Source organism: Paenibacillus sp. PAMC 26794 (genome assembly GCF_000316035.1).
Lineage (GTDB): Bacteria > Bacillota > Bacilli > Paenibacillales > Paenibacillaceae > Paenibacillus.
In genome coordinates this window covers 107,964-124,869 of record NZ_ANHX01000079.1, presented here as the reverse complement: position 1 = coordinate 124,869, position 16,906 = coordinate 107,964, and the positions used below count along the sequence as shown (strand labels likewise).

Annotated in this window: 15 protein-coding genes; 2 read left to right on the top strand and 13 right to left on the bottom strand. The window is 48.0% G+C overall.

Annotated elements, in window-relative coordinates:
- Positions 1-458: 458 nt before the first annotated feature.
- Genes D829_RS0125770 through D829_RS0125755 form a run of 4 tightly spaced genes read right to left on the bottom strand, consistent with a single transcriptional unit; the run spans position 459 to position 4,245 of the window.
- Positions 459-1,532 (bottom strand): ABC transporter substrate-binding protein, encoded by a 1,074-nt coding sequence (locus tag D829_RS0125770; RefSeq protein WP_017691801.1) that lies wholly within the window; start codon positions 1,530-1,532, stop codon positions 459-461.
- A complete protein-coding gene (locus D829_RS0125765) occupies positions 1,529-2,338 on the bottom strand; it encodes an ABC transporter permease (RefSeq protein WP_017691800.1) in 810 nt (269 codons plus the stop codon). The genes D829_RS0125770 and D829_RS0125765 overlap by 4 nt, the downstream gene beginning before the upstream one ends.
- A complete protein-coding gene (locus tag D829_RS0125760; RefSeq protein WP_017691799.1) occupies positions 2,313-3,146 on the bottom strand; it encodes an ABC transporter permease in 834 nt (277 codons plus the stop codon). Before D829_RS0125760 ends, D829_RS0125765 begins: the two co-directional genes overlap by 26 nt.
- Positions 3,136-4,245 (bottom strand): ABC transporter ATP-binding protein, encoded by a 1,110-nt coding sequence (locus tag D829_RS0125755; RefSeq protein WP_017691798.1) that lies wholly within the window; start codon positions 4,243-4,245, stop codon positions 3,136-3,138. Before D829_RS0125755 ends, D829_RS0125760 begins: the two co-directional genes overlap by 11 nt.
- Before the next feature lie 255 nt (positions 4,246-4,500).
- Here D829_RS0125755 and D829_RS0125750 point away from each other — a divergent pair, with 255 nt between their 5' ends.
- Positions 4,501-5,841, top strand: coding sequence for an MFS transporter (locus tag D829_RS0125750; protein ID WP_017691797.1), 1,341 nt, complete (start codon positions 4,501-4,503; stop codon positions 5,839-5,841).
- A gap of 49 nt (positions 5,842-5,890) precedes the next feature.
- On the opposite strand, the gene D829_RS31940 is transcribed toward D829_RS0125750, so the two are convergent.
- Both D829_RS31940 and D829_RS0125740 read right to left on the bottom strand, forming a co-directional pair.
- On the bottom strand, positions 5,891-7,102 hold the full coding sequence (locus D829_RS31940) for a nitric oxide synthase oxygenase (protein ID WP_017691796.1): 1,212 nt from the start codon (positions 7,100-7,102) through the stop codon (positions 5,891-5,893).
- A 127-nt stretch (positions 7,103-7,229) separates the two neighbouring features.
- Positions 7,230-7,709, bottom strand: coding sequence for a DNA starvation/stationary phase protection protein (locus D829_RS0125740; protein ID WP_017691795.1), 480 nt, complete (start codon positions 7,707-7,709; stop codon positions 7,230-7,232).
- A gap of 368 nt (positions 7,710-8,077) precedes the next feature.
- Between D829_RS0125740 and D829_RS0125735 the strand changes: the two genes are divergently transcribed.
- Positions 8,078-8,428 (top strand): hypothetical protein, encoded by a 351-nt coding sequence (locus tag D829_RS0125735; RefSeq protein ID WP_017691794.1) that lies wholly within the window; start codon positions 8,078-8,080, stop codon positions 8,426-8,428.
- A 69-nt stretch (positions 8,429-8,497) separates the two neighbouring features.
- Here the strand turns inward: D829_RS0125735 and D829_RS0125730 are convergent, their stop codons facing one another.
- From D829_RS0125730 to D829_RS0125695, 7 genes are all read right to left on the bottom strand, one after another.
- Complete coding sequence (locus D829_RS0125730) at positions 8,498-9,235, bottom strand: HAD family hydrolase (protein WP_017691793.1); 738 nt, start codon at positions 9,233-9,235, stop codon at positions 8,498-8,500.
- Between the two features lie 224 nt (positions 9,236-9,459).
- The gene (locus D829_RS0125720) at positions 9,460-11,202 is read right to left on the bottom strand and encodes an adenine deaminase C-terminal domain-containing protein (protein ID WP_017691792.1); all 1,743 of its coding nucleotides are present in this window, start codon (positions 11,200-11,202) and stop codon (positions 9,460-9,462) included.
- A 242-nt stretch (positions 11,203-11,444) separates the two neighbouring features.
- A complete protein-coding gene (locus D829_RS0125715) occupies positions 11,445-12,503 on the bottom strand; it encodes an ABC transporter ATP-binding protein (protein WP_017691791.1) in 1,059 nt (352 codons plus the stop codon).
- Between the two features lie 18 nt (positions 12,504-12,521).
- Positions 12,522-13,313 carry an ABC transporter permease gene (locus D829_RS0125710; protein ID WP_017691790.1) on the bottom strand — a complete coding sequence of 264 codons (792 nt, stop codon included), beginning with the start codon at positions 13,311-13,313 and terminating at the stop codon, positions 12,522-12,524.
- Between the two features lie 4 nt (positions 13,314-13,317).
- On the bottom strand, positions 13,318-14,139 hold the full coding sequence (locus D829_RS0125705) for an ABC transporter permease (protein ID WP_017691789.1): 822 nt from the start codon (positions 14,137-14,139) through the stop codon (positions 13,318-13,320).
- A gap of 220 nt (positions 14,140-14,359) precedes the next feature.
- Positions 14,360-15,286, bottom strand: coding sequence for a nucleoside hydrolase (locus tag D829_RS0125700; protein ID WP_026081422.1), 927 nt, complete (start codon positions 15,284-15,286; stop codon positions 14,360-14,362).
- A 320-nt stretch (positions 15,287-15,606) separates the two neighbouring features.
- Complete coding sequence (locus D829_RS0125695; protein ID WP_026081421.1) at positions 15,607-16,674, bottom strand: ABC transporter substrate-binding protein; 1,068 nt, start codon at positions 16,672-16,674, stop codon at positions 15,607-15,609.
- Positions 16,675-16,906: the final 232 nt, after the last annotated feature.

The window sequence follows — 16,906 nt, the reverse complement described above, 5'->3', positions numbered from 1 at the left end:
AATGACGAGCAGCATCCCTTTTTGTCTTTTTTTCAGAATCTAACGAACTGTGCACACGTTATTGGCGGTTATTTACTGGCATTTGAGTTTTAACGAATCAGAGAGTTGCTATTCCGTACATTTAGAGTTCAAATCCGCGTTTTACACCCGTTTATACCCATATAGCGTCTCTGAAGTTCGTTAAAGTTGGTGCGCTATCCATATCAGCCTATTAAGGTGCTGTGAGTTCGTTAGCATTTAGGACGTCCACCTAAAAGATCCACGACAGATGAATGACAAAGGCGAGTTGTTTAGATATAAGTCCAGCATACTGCTGTATCTAACCACCCAGTCCCACACCGCTCTACCCTGCTTCAACCGAATGAATACCTCTGCAATTGGGCCTCATACGATGCATTCCACTTCGTTGCATTGCAACATCGCATCCCCGTGTATTCAGCCAATTTGCCTGACGTCTCTTATTTGCTGTGCATTTTAAACTCCAGGAACAGGTCGTTATAATGCGAGAGCATTTTTTTGCCCAGATTATCGTAGACCTCAAGCTTACCTGTCAGTGTCTCGTCTGGATAGAACCGTTCATCCTCGGAGATGTCCTCTGGCAGCAGCTTAAGCGCCTCGGCGTTTGGAGTGGAATACCCGACATATTCGGCATTGCGGGCGGCATGTTCCGGGTCCAGCATGAAGTTGATAAACTGGTGTGCCCCTTCAATATTACTCGCCGTCTTTGGAATAACCATGTTATCGAACCAGAGGTTCGAGCCTTCTTCCGGCACCATATAATCCAGCTTGTCGTTCTCATCCATAATCTCGGATGCATCCCCGGACCATACAAGTCCAACTGCCGCTTCCTCGTTCGCAAGCAGCATCTTGATCTCGTCTCCGACAATTGCTCTGACGTTTGGTGTCAATGTAGACAGTTTCTTCAGCGCTTCTTGCAGATGATCTTCGTTGGTATCGTTAAGGGAATACCCGAGACTGTTTAATCCCATACCAATGACTTCGCGTGCACCGTCGAGGAGAAGGATCTGGTTTTTTAGACGTGGGTCCCAAAGGTCATTCCAGCTATCAAACGTCAATCCATCCACCAGCTCAGGATTGTACACAATTCCCACCGTTCCCCAGAAATAAGGGATGGAGTACTTGTTACCTTCATCAAAGGACAAGTCCATGAACCGCGGATCAATGTTGTGCAGGTTAGGCAGCTTACTATGATCGAGTGGAACGAGCAGGTCTTCTTCTTTCATTTTGCTAATCGCATATTCAGAGGGAATCGCCACATCAAACGTAGTACCGCCCTGCTCAATCTTGGTCAGCATCGCTTCATTCGAATCAAACGTCTGATAGATAACCTTAATGCCAGTCTCTTCCTCAAATTCCTTGAGCAGATCAGGGTCGATATAATCGCCCCAGTTATAGATGGTCAACGTGTTGCCGCCAGAATAACCCTGACTCTTGTTCAGATATGAAGCCAGAATCATCAGGGCAAAGGCGGCCACAAATACAATTGCAAATGTCCGTACCAGTTGCTTCATGGACGCAGCCCCTTTCCTCCGGGTGGTATCCGTGTTGCACGTCGATTAATGAAGTAATATCCGACCACCAGCAGCACCGTGAGCAGGAATAACAGGGTAGACAAAGCATTGATGGACAACGAAACGCCCTGCCTTGCTCTGGAGTATATCTCTACCGAGAGTGTCGAGTATCCATTACCCGTGACAAAGAATGTTACCGCAAAATCATCGAGCGAGTACGTCAACGCCATGAAGAATCCGGCAAAAATACCTGGTTTCACGTATGGCAACACCACACGCGTCAGAATCTGCCATGATCCCGCACCCAGATCGCGTGCCGCATCCATCAATGTTGGGCTCATCTCTTGCAGCTTTGGCAGGACCATGATCACGACAATGGGTACGCTGAATGCGATATGAGACAGCAAGACCGAAGTAAAGCCCAGTTTGATGCCAATCATGGTGAACAGAATCAGGAATGACGCACCAATGATGACATCCGGACTAACAATCAGCACGTTATTGAGTGACAGCAGCGTATTTTTGGTCCGTTTGCGACGCACATGGTAGATCGCCAGTGCTCCTGCTATACCTAGGATCGTTGAGATCGCCGATGACAGGAGCGCAATAATAAATGTATTCAGAACAATGATGAGCAGCCGTGTATCGGCGAATACTTCTCTGTACCATTCAAGCGTGAATCCTTCAAAGCTGCGCATATGACCGCCACTATTGAAGGAGTAGAAGATCAGGTACGCAATCGGTGCGTACAGGATGGCGAATACGACAGCCAGATAGACGTTAGACAGCTTTCCGTTTCTTCCCATTACGCACCTCCTTCTTGCCTGATCCGGTCAGGAACATAATGATCGCCATCGCAATAATCAAAAAGACGGCAATCGTTGAACCCATGCCCCAGTCCTGGGTGACGAGAAAATGCTGTTCAATCGCTGTTCCCAGCGTAATTACACGGTTGCCCGCAATGAGGCGGGTAATCATGAACAGAGACAGCGCAGGAATAAATACAGCCTGACAGCCTGATTTTACTCCACTAATCGTCAGCGGAAAGATAACCCGGCGGAATGTCAGCCACGATGAGGCTCCCAGATCCCGCGCCGCGTAGATCAACGATGGATTCATTTCTTCCAGCGCATTGAAGATCGGCAGGATCATGAATGGAATGAAGATGTACACCGAGACAAAGATAAAGCTGAAGTCGGTGAACAAAATCTGCTGTGTGCCAATCCCCACGACTTCAAGCAGGGAGTTGGTTAGACCATACGTTCCGAACAGGCCGATGAAGGCGTACGCTTTTAACAAGAGATTGATCCAGCTTGGCAGAATGATCAGCAGCAACCATAGCTGCTTGTGCTTCGTCCGGGTCAGCATATACGCCGTCGGGTAGGAGATCAGCAGTGAGAACGCCGTAATCAGAAATGCATACCAGAACGAACTGAGCGTCATCTGCAAGTACACCGGTGTGAAGAATCGGGCGTAGTTGCCAAACGTGAAGTTGCCTTCCACATCAAAGAACGAATAATAGATGACCAGCAGAACCGGCGCCACAACAAACAACACCATCCATAATACATATGGAATCAGATACGCATTGCGTGTGCTGGCCTTAGTCTGCATGAGCGGCCTCTTGGTAGGCTTCGAGTCGTTTGTCGAACTCTTCCTCGGTCTCGTTAAAGCGCATGACGTGTACCGCTTCCGGGTCAAAATAGAGTCCAATCCGCGCGCCTACAACGGCTTTTTTGGTTGAATGAACAAGCCACTCATTGCCCGCATCGTCGTACGTGGATATCTCGTAATGCACCCCGCGGAATAACTGGGAGTCCACATTAACCTTGAGCTTACCTTGGTCTTCGGTTGTAATCTCCAGATCCTCTGGGCGAATGACAATCTCTACCGGCTCGTCCGGCTGGAGACCCTGATCGACACACTCGTGCTGTGCGCCAGCGAATTCCACCACAAAGTCCTGCTTCATTTTGCCTGATACAATGTTTGATTCCCCGATAAAGTCCGCCACAAAGCGGTTAATCGGCTCATCATAGATATCATTCGGTGTACCGCTCTGTTGAATCACGCCGCCATTCAGGACAAAGATCTCATCCGACATCGCCAAGGCCTCTTCCTGATCATGCGTAACAAAGATAAACGTGATGCCCAGTCGCTGTTGCAGCTCCCGCAATTCATACTGCATTTCGGTCCGCAGCTTCAAATCGAGTGCGGACAAAGGCTCGTCCAGCAGCAGAATTTCGGGTTCGTTCACAATCGCGCGTGCAATCGCAACACGTTGTCGTTGTCCGCCGGACATTTCGCCAATTTCCCGGTTTTCATAACCGGACAGATTGACGAATTTGAGGGCTTCCAACACTTTGCTGTGAATTTCAGCCGTTTTCATCTTTTTGATCCGCAAACCAAAAGCTACGTTCTCAAATACATTCAAATGTGGAAATAACGCGTAATCCTGAAATACGGTATTCACCTGACGCTGGTGGGCAGGCACCCGGTTGATGAGTTTACCGTTAAAATAAATACTGCCCTGTGTCGGCTCCGCAAAACCGGCAATCAGCCGCAATATCGTTGTTTTCCCGCAGCCCGATGGGCCGAGAAGCGTATAAAATTTACCCCGCTCAATCTCAAAGCTGACTGCCTTCAATACGGCTTCATCCTGATCGTATTGCTGAGTCACCGCTTCGAAGCGAATAATCGGTTGTTGTTCTGACATGCTTCACATCGCCCCCTTATACTTGAGGTACATCTTAATTCTGTACACTTTCGTTCACGCATCCTTTTAGATAACCCATCTATTATATATGATTCAGGTATATCCGCAATGGTTTTGATGTAAACGCCGCGTGTCATTTCTTCTTATTTTCAAAAATCCTGCATACATTACGGGTATATGTCGATATCTACGCATTCCTTTGGGAAATGAAGCACGTTTGGAATTCCATTTTATGTGTGAAAGGAGTCTTGGCTCTTGGATATTCGTCGTAACCTGCCTTTGCTGATGACGATATGTTTCCTAAGTCAGATGGGCGGATTCATGATCCTGCCCCTGTTCCCTTTGTTTATCGAGGAATTCGGCCTGTCTGGCTGGATGATGGGGGTTATTTTTGCACTTTTTTATGTGGGTAAAGTCCTTGGGGGTATTCCTGCAGCGGCGATCTATAGAAAGCTCGGAGGGAAAAAGGCGCTCATCCTGATGCTGATCCTGCTCGCTGTCTGTATGGGTGGCTTCGCGCTGTCTTCTGCTGCGGTGTTGTTCGGCCTGCTCCGACTGCTGCAAGGACTCGCTTCCACCGGGCTTACTGTCGTTGTGCGATCCATCATCGGAGATGGGGGTAATGTAGACAACCGCGGCCTGTACAATGGGTATATCAGCAGCAGTGAGGGCGGCGGTATGGTACTCGGTCCGGTCATAAGTGGCTGGCTCGCGCTGCACTGGCCCTTGTCGGTTCCTTTTCTGCTCGTTACCGTCTGTTGTCTGATGGCCGTGGTCGCTGCGATGGGGATTAAGACGACGTCACAAGCTAGGGCTAATCATGAATCTGGGGGGACGTTAAGTGATTATCAATTAGAAGAACCTTTGGCTACTGTGAACCAAGAACCTCTGGACAACTTAACACATTCACTACTCTCTACAGATGACGTTTCAGATGATGACACTATTATTGACTCCCCTGTTGAGTATACCTCCCTATTCAATCAAGCTCCCGAATCAACAACGATTGGCCCAACTACAGAGTTTACACAACGGCAACAGCTGATTGGCTACGGTACAGTACATTTTCTGGAGATGAGCGCCTATGCGGTATTCCTCACCTATTTTGCACTGTATGCAGCTCACATCATGCATTGGGACCCCTTTGCAACCAGTCTCGCCTTCACCGTCTCAGGGATCTCTACGCTTGCTGCTGCCCCATTTGTCGGTTATCTCTCTGACCGGATGGGCGATCGTTTGTTGCTTTGCATGCTCGGTATGTTCCTGATTGGAATCGAAGTCGCTGTATTTCTAAGCACGTCCTCCCATCTATGGGTCTACGTTGGCATGCTGATTGGCGGGGTTGGCGGTGCATGTTACATGGATTCGTTCTTTGCTCATATTGGTGATCATATCCCGGATGAGAGTCGAAGCTCCGTTATAGGCAAAATTGTCTCTGCGGCCGAGATCGGCTCCATCGTATCTCCACTGGTTGCTGCGTTGCTTACGGAAGTTGGCTCGCTGTACTCCGTGTTTGTGTTCAATCTGGTGCTGATTGCTGCTGCCATTGTAGTTCAGGCTGTGATGCGAAGTCGGTATCGATTGAAAGAGGGGTAGTTCTTCGTTTGATAAAAAAGGATCACAAAAAATAACCCGCCTGCACAATTTAATGTGCAAACGGGCATTTCATTGGTGCATCTCCGGCCTGTGGCTGGTGATTCTCTACCTGTGCATTCTGCTGCTCGCTATTTCGCGGCTCTGCGGCAGATGCCACGCCATCTTTCAGGGTATACGCCTGATCCTGATGTAAAAAGTTCGGCTTCACAATCTCATTACGATAGGAGCTGTGGAAAATATGCGTTGTCGCCGGAGATACCGGCGGAATCAGCCACACCCAATCCCCGGTCAACTCACGCCCAGCCTTCTCTTCCCGCTGTTCAAACATAGCAAATTGCGCTGCCGCCGTGTGGTGATCCACAATGCTCACGCCTGCTTTTTTGAACGAATGCAGCACAGCTACATTCAGCTCCACCAAAGCCCGGTCCTTCCACAATGTCGTTTCACTCGACGTATTCAATCCAAATGCTGCCGCCACCGCAGGCAGCTTGTTATACCGGAACGTATCCGCGAGATTACGGGCGCCGATCTCTGTACCCATATACCAACCATTGAATGGCGCTGCCGGGTAGGATATACCGCCAATCTCCAGTCGCATATCGGCGATCATCGGTACACCGTACCAGCGCATGCCCAGCTCCGCAATCTCCACTCGCTCCGGGTGTTCAATCATCACTTCCACAATCTCTTCTTCGGGTACAACATACCACTCTGGCGCTTGTCCTTGTGCCTGAATAATAAGCGGTAATACATCATATGAGGTACCTGCCCCCTGCCAGCCAAGTGACATCGCCGCCTTGGTCAGTTCCACCGAAGCAGGATCTCCAATAATGCCTTGCTCCGTCTCATATCCTGCATATCGAATAAGCTGATGATTCCAGAGACGTACCGGAGCTCCATTCGGCCCATCCGGTGGAAGGATAGTAATCATCGGAATTACTTTGCCTCCGTTGGATGCCACATGAATATGATTCATCACCGCATCCGCTGCCGTTCCTGCCGTATCGGCATGACGGGCATCCACGATCCGAAGTTTGTCCCAGAACAGCCGTCCGATGCAGCGATTACTGTTCCGCCAGGCCATTTTGCAACCCTGCTCCAATTCCTCTGTGGTGTGCACATAGGTTCCCGTTGCTTCGATCTCGCTCATAACGACAGCAAGCCGGGCCTGCGCGTCTTCACGCGAATAGCCCAGCTCTTCATAACATGTATATATAAACCGTTCAGCTTCTTCCTGCAATTGTTCCAGGTCTGACCGCATTATTCATTCCACCATTCTGTACATCTTGAATGCCATCATTATACGGCAAGCGCACCGGATTTGTAAGCGAACGGACACTTTGTTCACGGACTCTACATATCGTTGTCAGGATGAAGGGTAACCTTGCTTATTTGCCCAAAAATGCGTTTAACATCCAAACCTCTTTATCCAGTGCAGCAGTGAATCCAATCAGCATATCTTCCGTTGCGTTATCTTCTGCTTCTCCTGCTTCGTGAATGCCTTGATGAATCACATCCACCATCGTACGCAGATCAGCAACCACCGACTCTACCATACGCTCAGCAGACAACTGGCCTTGTGCCTCTTCAATCGGAGACAGACGTAACTGTTCACCCATCGTAGCCACCGGACGTCCACCAATAGCCAGCAAACGTTCTGCAACTTCGTCCATATTTGCTGTAGCCAAGTTGTACAGCTCTTCGAATTTGGCATGCAGTGTGAAGAAATGAGGTCCTTGGACATACCAGTGGAAGTTATGCAGTTTCGTGTACAGTACGGACCAGCCTGCGATTTGACGGTTCAGGACATCTTGAAGTGCTGTGGCGTTGTTAGCAAAAGTGTTGTTTCTAGTTTGGATTGTGCTCATGGAATTTATCCCCTCTCGAATATAAAAATAGAATTTGATTGATTGTTATGGACTACTTTGATTCGTTCCTTTTAATTTAGACTTAATCTAAATCTTGTTTTAATTATAACACCGCATATCCTGTTTGGGAAGGCTCTGAACTACTCTTTCGAATGAAGATTTCATGAAGCAGAGCTTCATAGAAACGTTGGCACAGACAATTAACAAATTGATGAATGTAAGCATACTTTTCCTAAACGATTGGAGCTATGATAGACTCATCTGATTGGATTATCCATAAATTAGTGGAATAGGATGATACCCATCATAAAGATTAAAGATAGTTACCATTATAGGAAGTTAACTTAGTCACTATTGCGGAGGTAAACATGAGGATATTTCAATTTAAACAAGAGTCAGGAAAAAAGATTACCAAATTCGAATCTAATTTCGTAATGTCACGTATTACGCAGACCCATAAAGAAGCCCATATAGGATGTATGCACTTGGCTGAGGGTGGAGTAGTAGGTTATCACCAAGCAGTGGTTCCTCAACTCCTTTTGATCGTAAGCGGAGAGGGTTGGGTTAGAGGCGAAGCAAATGAATATATCAAAGTGCATTGTGGCGAGGCCGTACTCTGGGATAAAGATGAATGGCACGAAACCAAAACAGAAGCTGGACTCATGGCAATTGTAATTGAAAGCGAAGAGTTAGACACCTCATCATTGATGCCTTTATAGAAGGGATAATATAAAAAGCAGACCTGCACCACACTGGTAGCAGGACTGCTCCTCTAAACATAAATCTACTTAAACTCGGACGGGTTCAAAAGTCAGAATACGGCTGATTTCTTCATAGCTCCGTGCTACAAAATGGGGCTCATGATCGGACTCCGGCAATGCCTCCCGATGATTGAACCAGATAATTTTCCACCCCGCATCGACTGCACCTACCACATCATTACGCCACGAGTCTCCAATGTAATAGCTGGAACGGGCATCTGTCCCGGACTGCTGACTCACATATTCAAACAACCTGCGATCCGGCTTCGCATAACCAGTCATACCTGAGATAAAAATCAGATGCTCGTCCACGAGACTGAGCACATCCAGTGCTTCAAGCTTGCGGCGCTGATGCTCTCCTTCTCCATTGGTGATTAGACCAACGGTATGGCCTTCTGCCTGAAGCCTTCTAATCAACTCGTATGCTCCTTCAAAAGGCACAATCTCAAACTGTCTGCTCAGATACTGAGCTTGCAGTTCTTCAGCCTGACCCGATTGTAGAGGGAGTCCGAACTCTTCCATCGTCAGCTCAAACCTCCGACGCCGCATTCGCTCCACCGCATCCGGCTCCGGTACAGCAGACAGATCTTCTTGTGCAGACAGCCAGTCACTGTAATAACGAAAACGGTGATATGCCTCATCATAAGGGAAGTCATCCGGCAAGCCGAGAACGTCTTGCAACGCGCCACGAAGCGGCTGCAAGTGATCATATAAGGTATCATCCACGTCGAAAAATATAGTTTTAGCATGATTTATTTCATTCATAATCGATGTCTATCCTCCTGCTTTGAGTCCAAACATTCTCTTCTTACTATATATGTATTCATTTGTTCAGTCCAAAAGAGGATTTCTTGCAGCCCTCTCCAAGTTAATCCATAGCTAAAAACCTCTGTCTGGCAAAGAAGCATTAAACGGTCATTCTTATACATAAAAACACCCCATTTCACAACTCATGGTCATGAAATGGGGTGACACTATTTTTATAAAACTTATTCTACAATCAACGATACAACCTTACCTGCATTCACATCAATCAGACCGTGATCCGTGATCTTCAGCGCCGGACTTACCGCAAGCGAGTGAGTACTGATCGACATGATCGGGTTGTAATGCACATATCCAAGAGACAACATGGCTGCTCTGAGTTCCTTCACTTGATGGGACACCACTGCAAGGGGTTCTTCCGTCAAAATGCCACCTACAGGAAGTTCCAGATGGGACAGCACCTTGCCGTCTTCCACTACACAGAAGCCACCCTGGCTCGAAATTACTGTGTTAGCTGCCAATATCATATCTTCACGATTACGTCCTACAACCAACAGGTTGTGATTGTCGTGTGAATATGTCGTTGCAATAGCACCGCGTTTGATGGTGTCTCCACCGATCAGACCGTGTGCACGATTGCCGTTCACTCCATAACGTTCAAAGGTCGCAATTTGCGCATATCCGCTTTCTTCCCATAACAATTCACCATCCGAAGACTGAACCGGTGCAATATGTTCTTCCACAAAAGTAGAACCATCCTTCACCATCATCACACGGCATTGGTACTCACCTTCACCAGCGAGATTTACACCTGATCCGCTGACTTTTGGGTCTGACAACTGAATTGCAAAATCTGATTGGCCCAGCTTCTCCAGCTGCACACTCTTATAGAAGTGAGGTGGAAATTGCCCGATGATCCGTTCCTGCTTATACGGTTCATAATCGTCATAAGCTTTGCGGCCGTTTTTGTACACCTGATCAATAGAGAGATCCTCCAAGTTGGATACCAACACATAATCGGCCACTTTGCCTGGGGCAACGCTGCCACGATCGGTCATTTTCATCCGGGAAGCAGGGGTAGACGTTGCAGCGTAGATCGCATCTTCCGGGCGCATCCCCATCTGAATCGCTTTACGTACGATATGATTCAAATGACCATGCTCCACCAGTGAATCCGGCATCACATCATCCGTTACAAAGCAGAAATGCTGCGCCACATCATGTTGAATCAGGTACTCCATGACTTCAGCCGTCATTGATTTCTCTTGAATTTCAATAAACATACCCGCCGCAATCCGCGCCTGTAATCCCTCAATGCTCTGATGAGTATGATCGGAATCAATACCTGCGTAGATCAGTCGATGCAGATCGAGTCCAAGCAGTTTCGGTGTGTGACCTTCGATCACCAGATCGGGATAGTTTTTGCGAATATGCTGTAAAATCTGGTTGGTCTTGCACTCCGGATCACGGATCACATCAACATAGTTCATGATCTCGCCCAGACAGATGATCTCGCCAGTGGCGAGCAACACGTCCATATCTTCGATTTCAATCGAACCACCTGTTGTTTCCATCGGGGTTGCCGGAACGGAACTCGGGATCGCATAGAACATGTCGACCGTCGTCTTCCGACTCACAGCCATCATCTCCTGCACACCCTCCAACCCGAACACATTCGCCATCTCATGCGGTTCTGCGACAATGGACGTTACTCCACAGCCAATCAGACCATGGGAAAAGGTTTCCGGTGTCACCATCGTACTTTCGATATGCAGATGGATATCAATCAAGCCAGGAATCATGTATCTTCCCCGCGCATCAATGACTTCGTCTGCCTGAATCATCTCCGGTCCGCCGGGTCCAACGTATAGGAATCTGCCGTCCAACACAGCGACGTTGTTCATTTCAAACCGTTTATAATAACTGTTATACACATGTACATTCACAATCAGTTGATCTGCACGCATGGGGCATACTCTCCTTCTTTACAAGCACCTCACCGCGATCCGGATGGAAAGTCACCAGCAACACACTATACGCTCTCTGCCCTACGTACTTACGAATGCGTTGTTGATCGTTCTCACGCTGCTTTCCCCCTGCCAGTCCGAATTCGCCGTATGAAATGCCTTCTTTACTGCTCTTTATTTCTTCTCCATGTCTGCTTAAATTTCTGATCTATCTTCTGAAAATAACGTCCACGCCTTTACTGTTACTCCACCAGGACAAGCTTGTCCTGCGGGAAAATCAGGCTAACACGCTGCCCACTAAGGTATGGTGTTTCCATCTCCTGATTTGCTGTAAAGTCACCCAGTTCTGTCTCAATTACATACTGATAGCTGCGTCCCAGATACGTGCTGACTTTGATAATCCCCGGCAAAGCATTCACCACATCCGCAGAGGTGTCTCCACTAACAATCAGATCATCCGGGCGAATCGCACCTTTGCGGGCACCGGGACGTGCTGTTCCAGGATGCGCGGTTGCTGTAAACGTGCGTCCACCTGCGCTCAGTGTGATTAATTCACCTGCATCAGTACGCTCCGCGAACTCAATGAAATTATGGAATCCGATGAATCGTGCTACAAACTCCGTTGCCGGATATTTGAAAATGGTTTCCGGGCGGTCGAGCTGCTCAACCACACCTTTGTTCATAATCGCTACCTGATCCGAGATCGAGAAGCATTCTTCCTGATCATGAGAGACATACAGTGTTGTAATACCCAGCTCTTGCTGAATCCGGCGAATCTCCACACGCATGTTGAGGCGCAGGTTGGCATCCAGGTTACTGAGCGGTTCGTCGAACAAGAGCAGGTCAGGCTCAATGACCAATGCGCGTGCAATCGCCACACGTTGACGCTGTCCACCAGACAGTTCTTGTGGAAAACGTTTCTCAAATCCATTCAGGTTAACGACTTCCAGGATTCGCATCACACGGGAAGAGATATCCTTGTCTTTCACCTTACGCATCCGCAGGCCAAAGGCCACGTTGTCATAGACAGACAGATGCGGGAATAACGCATAACTCTGAAATACAAATCCGAAGTTCCGCTTGTTCGCCGGAACCTTCGTATAATCCTTGCCGCCGAACATAAACTTGCCCTGTGATGCTTCCAGAAATCCGGCGATGAGGCGCAGCGTAGTTGTTTTGCCGCAACCGCTCGGTCCGAGCAGGGAGAGCAGTTTACCTTTTTCCAGCTCCAACTGAAAATCCTTCAGGATTGTCTGCTTATCGTATGCCACGGATACGTGGTCTAATGTCAGCAATGCCATAGCGTTCTGCGCCTCCAATTAACGTTTAGTAAAGTATGAAAATCCGCCCATGATCCGTTCGATCACGAACATTAAAAGTCCGGTCAGTACCATCAACAGCACGGAAATCGCTGCAATCGTTGGGTCAAAATAATTCTCCACATACGTCAGCATCTGGATCGGTAATGTACTTACCCCTGGTCCGGTCATGAACACCGAGATGTCCACGTTGTTGAAGGACTCCAAGAAGGCAATCAGCACCGCAGCGATAATTCCTGAGCGGATGTTAGGAAGCACGATCGTGAAGAACGTTCTTACCCGTCCCGCACCAAGACTCAGCGCTGCTTCTTCCACTGCAAAGTCAAAGCTCGACAGACTCGACGCGATAACCCGAATGATAAATGGCAGCATGATAATCGTATGACCGATCAACAATCCGAGATACATCGGCAGATGGTAGATTACGATCAGGTATTTCATCAATGTAAAACCAAGCACGATTCCCGGGATCAGTACCGGGGACAGGAACAGTGCGTTCAGCACGGACTTGCCTTTGAAATCGTAACGACTAAGTGCATACGCAGCCGGAACTCCGAGCACCAGTGCCAACAGGTTCCCTAGCAAGGAAATGATGATGGACGTCTGGAATGTGCGGAGGAAACCGCCTGTGTTGAAAATATTCTCATACCAGCGGAAGGAGAACCCTTCCGGCGGAAATTTGAGTACCGTTCCCGGTTCAAACGAAGTGACCGATATGATCAGAAGCGGGCCCAGCAGAAAGATAAAGACCAGCAGACTGAACAGGCCCAGCCCGATATGTTTCTCCCGCATATGTCTACCCCTTCGGATTTAAAGTTTTGGCCATTTTGTTCATGACAACAACCACGACAAATGTAATCACAATCATAATCGCGGCAACAACCGAGGCCAGATACCAGTCGTTGAGGGTCATGGCGTTCTGATACAGGAACGTAGCAATTACACGCTGCTTGCCTCCAAGGAGGGCAGGTGTGGTATACGCCGTCAGGCTTCCGACAAAGACAAGCACGGCTCCGATCACAAGTCCTGGCACAGCCAGTGGGAACACAACTCGGCGGAATGCCGTAATACGCGATGCACCCAGACTTTGTGCTGCTTTGAGCAGGTCACCGTCAATGTTCTCAAGTACACCGACAAGAGAGATAATCATCAGTGGCAGGAACAGATGCGTCAGACCAATCATCATCGCTGCTGGTGTATACAGAATATCCAGCGGCTTGTCCACGATACCCAGGCCAACAAGGGTGTTATTGATCAGCCCTTTGCGTCCAAGGATAATCATCCAGCTAAACGAGCGCACGACCGGGCTCGTCAGCAGTGGGAAGATCGCCAGTGCCAGCAAAATGCCTTTGCGGCGCGGCGCTTTCTGCGAGATATAATAAGCTGTCGGGAATCCGAGCACCACACAGACAATGGTGGTGACCACGCTGACTTGCAGCGTCGTAAGCAATATTTTCAAAAAGTATGGGTCTCTGAAAAAATGCATGTATCCTTCAAACGTGAAGGAGTTTTCTTGGAAAAACGTCGACCCGATCGTCAGGACAATCGGAATGATCATAAATGCCGCCAAAAACACGAATCCCGGCAGCAATAGCCAGTAGATTACTGATTTCTTCATCGCGATACTCCTGACTCTTAAAATGGTTTTATTCACACGTTAAAAGCACAACTTTACACTAGCTCACTCCGTGCCAGAAGAATCTTTCGATCGCTGTTATCCCCAGATTTTTTGATCCTTATCGAAAAGGGGAAATCCGGGGATAAAGGCGAACGCTTCGCTTCTCCAGCTTTCTTCTGTCACTACGTTATTGTGTAAAACATGAATTTAACTATCATAACTACGCGTTTAACGCGTTGATAAACAGTTCAAGGAAGCTTTCTGCATCTACGGTTTCGCAGACGAGGGTGTTGGGCTGCTCGCCCAAACGGTTTTGGAAGTCGCATACCATCTGACCATCGCACAGGCGGCTGGCGGTTTCGACATCGACGTAATACGATTTACGTCCTAACAGTTCAGGGGCAAGGGCTACGCCCACGGCTAGTGGATCATGCAATGCGCAAGCGCGGACGCCATTCATTTGTTCGTAACGGTTGATGTAAATCTCCGTGCTCTGAGCCACGTACGCGCGCAGTGCAGGATCGGTGAGACGCTCAATCGTTGCTTCATTCAGCAATGTTTGACGCGTTACATCCAATCCGACTTGGGTAAGCTTCTCGATGCCTGCATGCAGTACAATGCGTGCGGCCTCTGGATCAGCGTATGTGTTGTACTCGGCTGTCGGTGTAATATTGCCATGTCCGCGAACAACACCACCCATGAAGATGACTTCCTTCAATAAAGAAGGCAATTCAGGACACTTCATCAGCGCGAGTGCCAGATTGGTTAATGGAGCTGTCATGATTAAGGTCAGCTCGCCTGGATGTAACTTGGCTTGCTCCACGATAAAGTCTGGCGCAAAACCTTCCTCGGCTTTCTTAAACACGGCCGGATCAGGCAGCGCACCACCCAATCCATCCTGTCCATGTACCCGGTGTTCATAATGCGACTTACGAGTAAGGGGTCCTGCCGCTCCGGCAATCACCGGAATTTCAGGTGCATCCGCAAGTTCAAGGATTTTGCATGTATTCTCTGTTGCCTGCTGGAGTGATACGTTCCCACAGACCGTGGTGATACCGAGAATGTCCAGCTTCCGGCTTTTGACCGCCAGCAAAATTGCCAGTGCATCGTCAATCCCCGTGTCCACATCCAAAATGATGCGATTCAGCGCTTCACTCATCCGTTCTCAACTCCTATGCGGTAATATGGTTGCTTGCTGCAAATGATATAAGTTCAACTAAAGAATATTTACACTTACCACTCCGATGACAGAATAACATTCCGATCGCTGTTATCCCCAGATTTTTTTAATTCCCTTGTTCAAAGGGAAAATCCGGGGATAGCGTATGCTTCCGATGCAGCTTTCTTTCAGAAAGCTTTTAGGCGAACGCTTCGCTTCTTCACATTATTTCTGTCCTCTCCGTTCTCGTGTAAAAAGTTTGGTTGAACTTATATAGATCAAAGGTAACTTTTAAGAAATTCGGTTGTTTATTGTGCAATCTCACGGTTCCAGCGATCTGTCCAGCCTTTAACCTGTTGATTCACGAATTCCATATCCAGCTTGTTCAGCTTCTCAACAACTTCAGCGCCGTACGTTACGCCTTCTGCTTCTTCAGCAGTCAGTTCAACCTTGGTGTTCACCGGGGAATCGACTTTGGCTTTAGCAGATTTTGCTTGTACATCCTGGCTAAGCTGCCAGTTGATGAACTCTTCAGCCAGCTCTTTGTTTTTGCTGCCCTTCACGACATTGATTGTGTTCATCACGGCATATGCACCTTCGCTAGGTGTAACAAACTTCGCATTAGGCACGGCTGCTTTCAGATCTTTGAAATACATTTCCATGATCGGTCCGCCTGCAATCTCTTCTTGAGAGAACATGTTCACGAACTCGGACGTTTGGCTATAGAATTTCACCACATTGCCGCTCAGTTTTTTCAGTTCAGCAAATGCGGCATCTTCATTAAACGTATCGTTTCCGGCTACTCGGGAAGCTGCATCCACAACCATTGGGCCTGCTGTTGCCGTAATATTCGGGATGGTCAGGTTACCTTCGAACGCCGGGTCCCACAGGTCACTCCATGAAGTCACTTCTTTGGATACGAGATCCGGGTTATAAGCGATACCGTGCTGTCCGACCGTGTAGGCCGGGCCATAATCTTCACCAAGTGGTGCTTTGGCAATATCATAAATGTCATTTACATTTGGAATTTTGGAGCGGTCAATTTTCTCAAACAGACCTTCATCGATACCTTGTTGTGCATAGTAATCAGACAGGTAGATAACATCGACATTTGATGTACCTTGACGAATTTTATTCAGACGTTCAGCATTATTGCCGACTTCGAGCACGATGTCTACATTATGTTCTTTTTCGAATGGACCAAATACTTCTTCATTAAAGAAATCTTCGGAGAAGCCCCAAGTGGAGATAACCAATTTGTTCGCTGCGGTCCCCCCACTGCCTGATCCGCCTGTTGCATCCTCTGTGCTGCCACAACCTGCAAGTAATACTGATGTCATTGCCACTGCTGCCAAACCGCTAATCCACTTTTTCATCATGATCCTGATTCCCCCTGATATATGTGATGTGTATGAAAAAAACAAAAAGAAAAGTGTTCTTGTATAAACAAGAACACTTTTCTTCGTAAACAAAGGAAAGCGACACCCGCTGCCGGTACATCATCGGTTTCTGCTTCAGAATCAATCCGAAGACAGACGCCATCATATGAAATTGTACGGAACCTGATCATGAATCCGGGCCATAACCTCTGTATACATCAACAAGAAT

What these genes read in the sequence shown, in the direction of transcription:
- D829_RS0125770 (WP_017691801.1), bottom strand. Translation starts at nt 1,532, where the DNA reads ATGAAGCAACTGGTACGGACATTTGCAATTGTATTTGTGGCCGCCTTT.
- D829_RS0125765 (WP_017691800.1), bottom strand. Translation starts at nt 2,338, where the DNA reads ATGGGAAGAAACGGAAAGCTGTCTAACGTCTATCTGGCTGTCGTATTC.
- D829_RS0125760 (WP_017691799.1), bottom strand. Translation starts at nt 3,146, where the DNA reads ATGCAGACTAAGGCCAGCACACGCAATGCGTATCTGATTCCATATGTA.
- D829_RS0125755 (WP_017691798.1), bottom strand. Translation starts at nt 4,245, where the DNA reads ATGTCAGAACAACAACCGATTATTCGCTTCGAAGCGGTGACTCAGCAA.
- D829_RS31940 (WP_017691796.1), bottom strand. Translation starts at nt 7,102, where the DNA reads ATGCGGTCAGACCTGGAACAATTGCAGGAAGAAGCTGAACGGTTTATA.
- D829_RS0125740 (WP_017691795.1), bottom strand. Translation starts at nt 7,709, where the DNA reads ATGAGCACAATCCAAACTAGAAACAACACTTTTGCTAACAACGCCACA.
- D829_RS0125735 (WP_017691794.1), top strand. Translation starts at nt 8,078, where the DNA reads ATGAGGATATTTCAATTTAAACAAGAGTCAGGAAAAAAGATTACCAAA.
- D829_RS0125730 (WP_017691793.1), bottom strand. Translation starts at nt 9,235, where the DNA reads ATGAATGAAATAAATCATGCTAAAACTATATTTTTCGACGTGGATGAT.
- D829_RS0125720 (WP_017691792.1), bottom strand. Translation starts at nt 11,202, where the DNA reads ATGCGTGCAGATCAACTGATTGTGAATGTACATGTGTATAACAGTTAT.
- D829_RS0125715 (WP_017691791.1), bottom strand. Translation starts at nt 12,503, where the DNA reads ATGGCATTGCTGACATTAGACCACGTATCCGTGGCATACGATAAGCAG.
- D829_RS0125710 (WP_017691790.1), bottom strand. Translation starts at nt 13,313, where the DNA reads ATGCGGGAGAAACATATCGGGCTGGGCCTGTTCAGTCTGCTGGTCTTT.
- D829_RS0125705 (WP_017691789.1), bottom strand. Translation starts at nt 14,139, where the DNA reads ATGAAGAAATCAGTAATCTACTGGCTATTGCTGCCGGGATTCGTGTTT.
- D829_RS0125695 (WP_026081421.1), bottom strand. Translation starts at nt 16,674, where the DNA reads ATGAAAAAGTGGATTAGCGGTTTGGCAGCAGTGGCAATGACATCAGTA.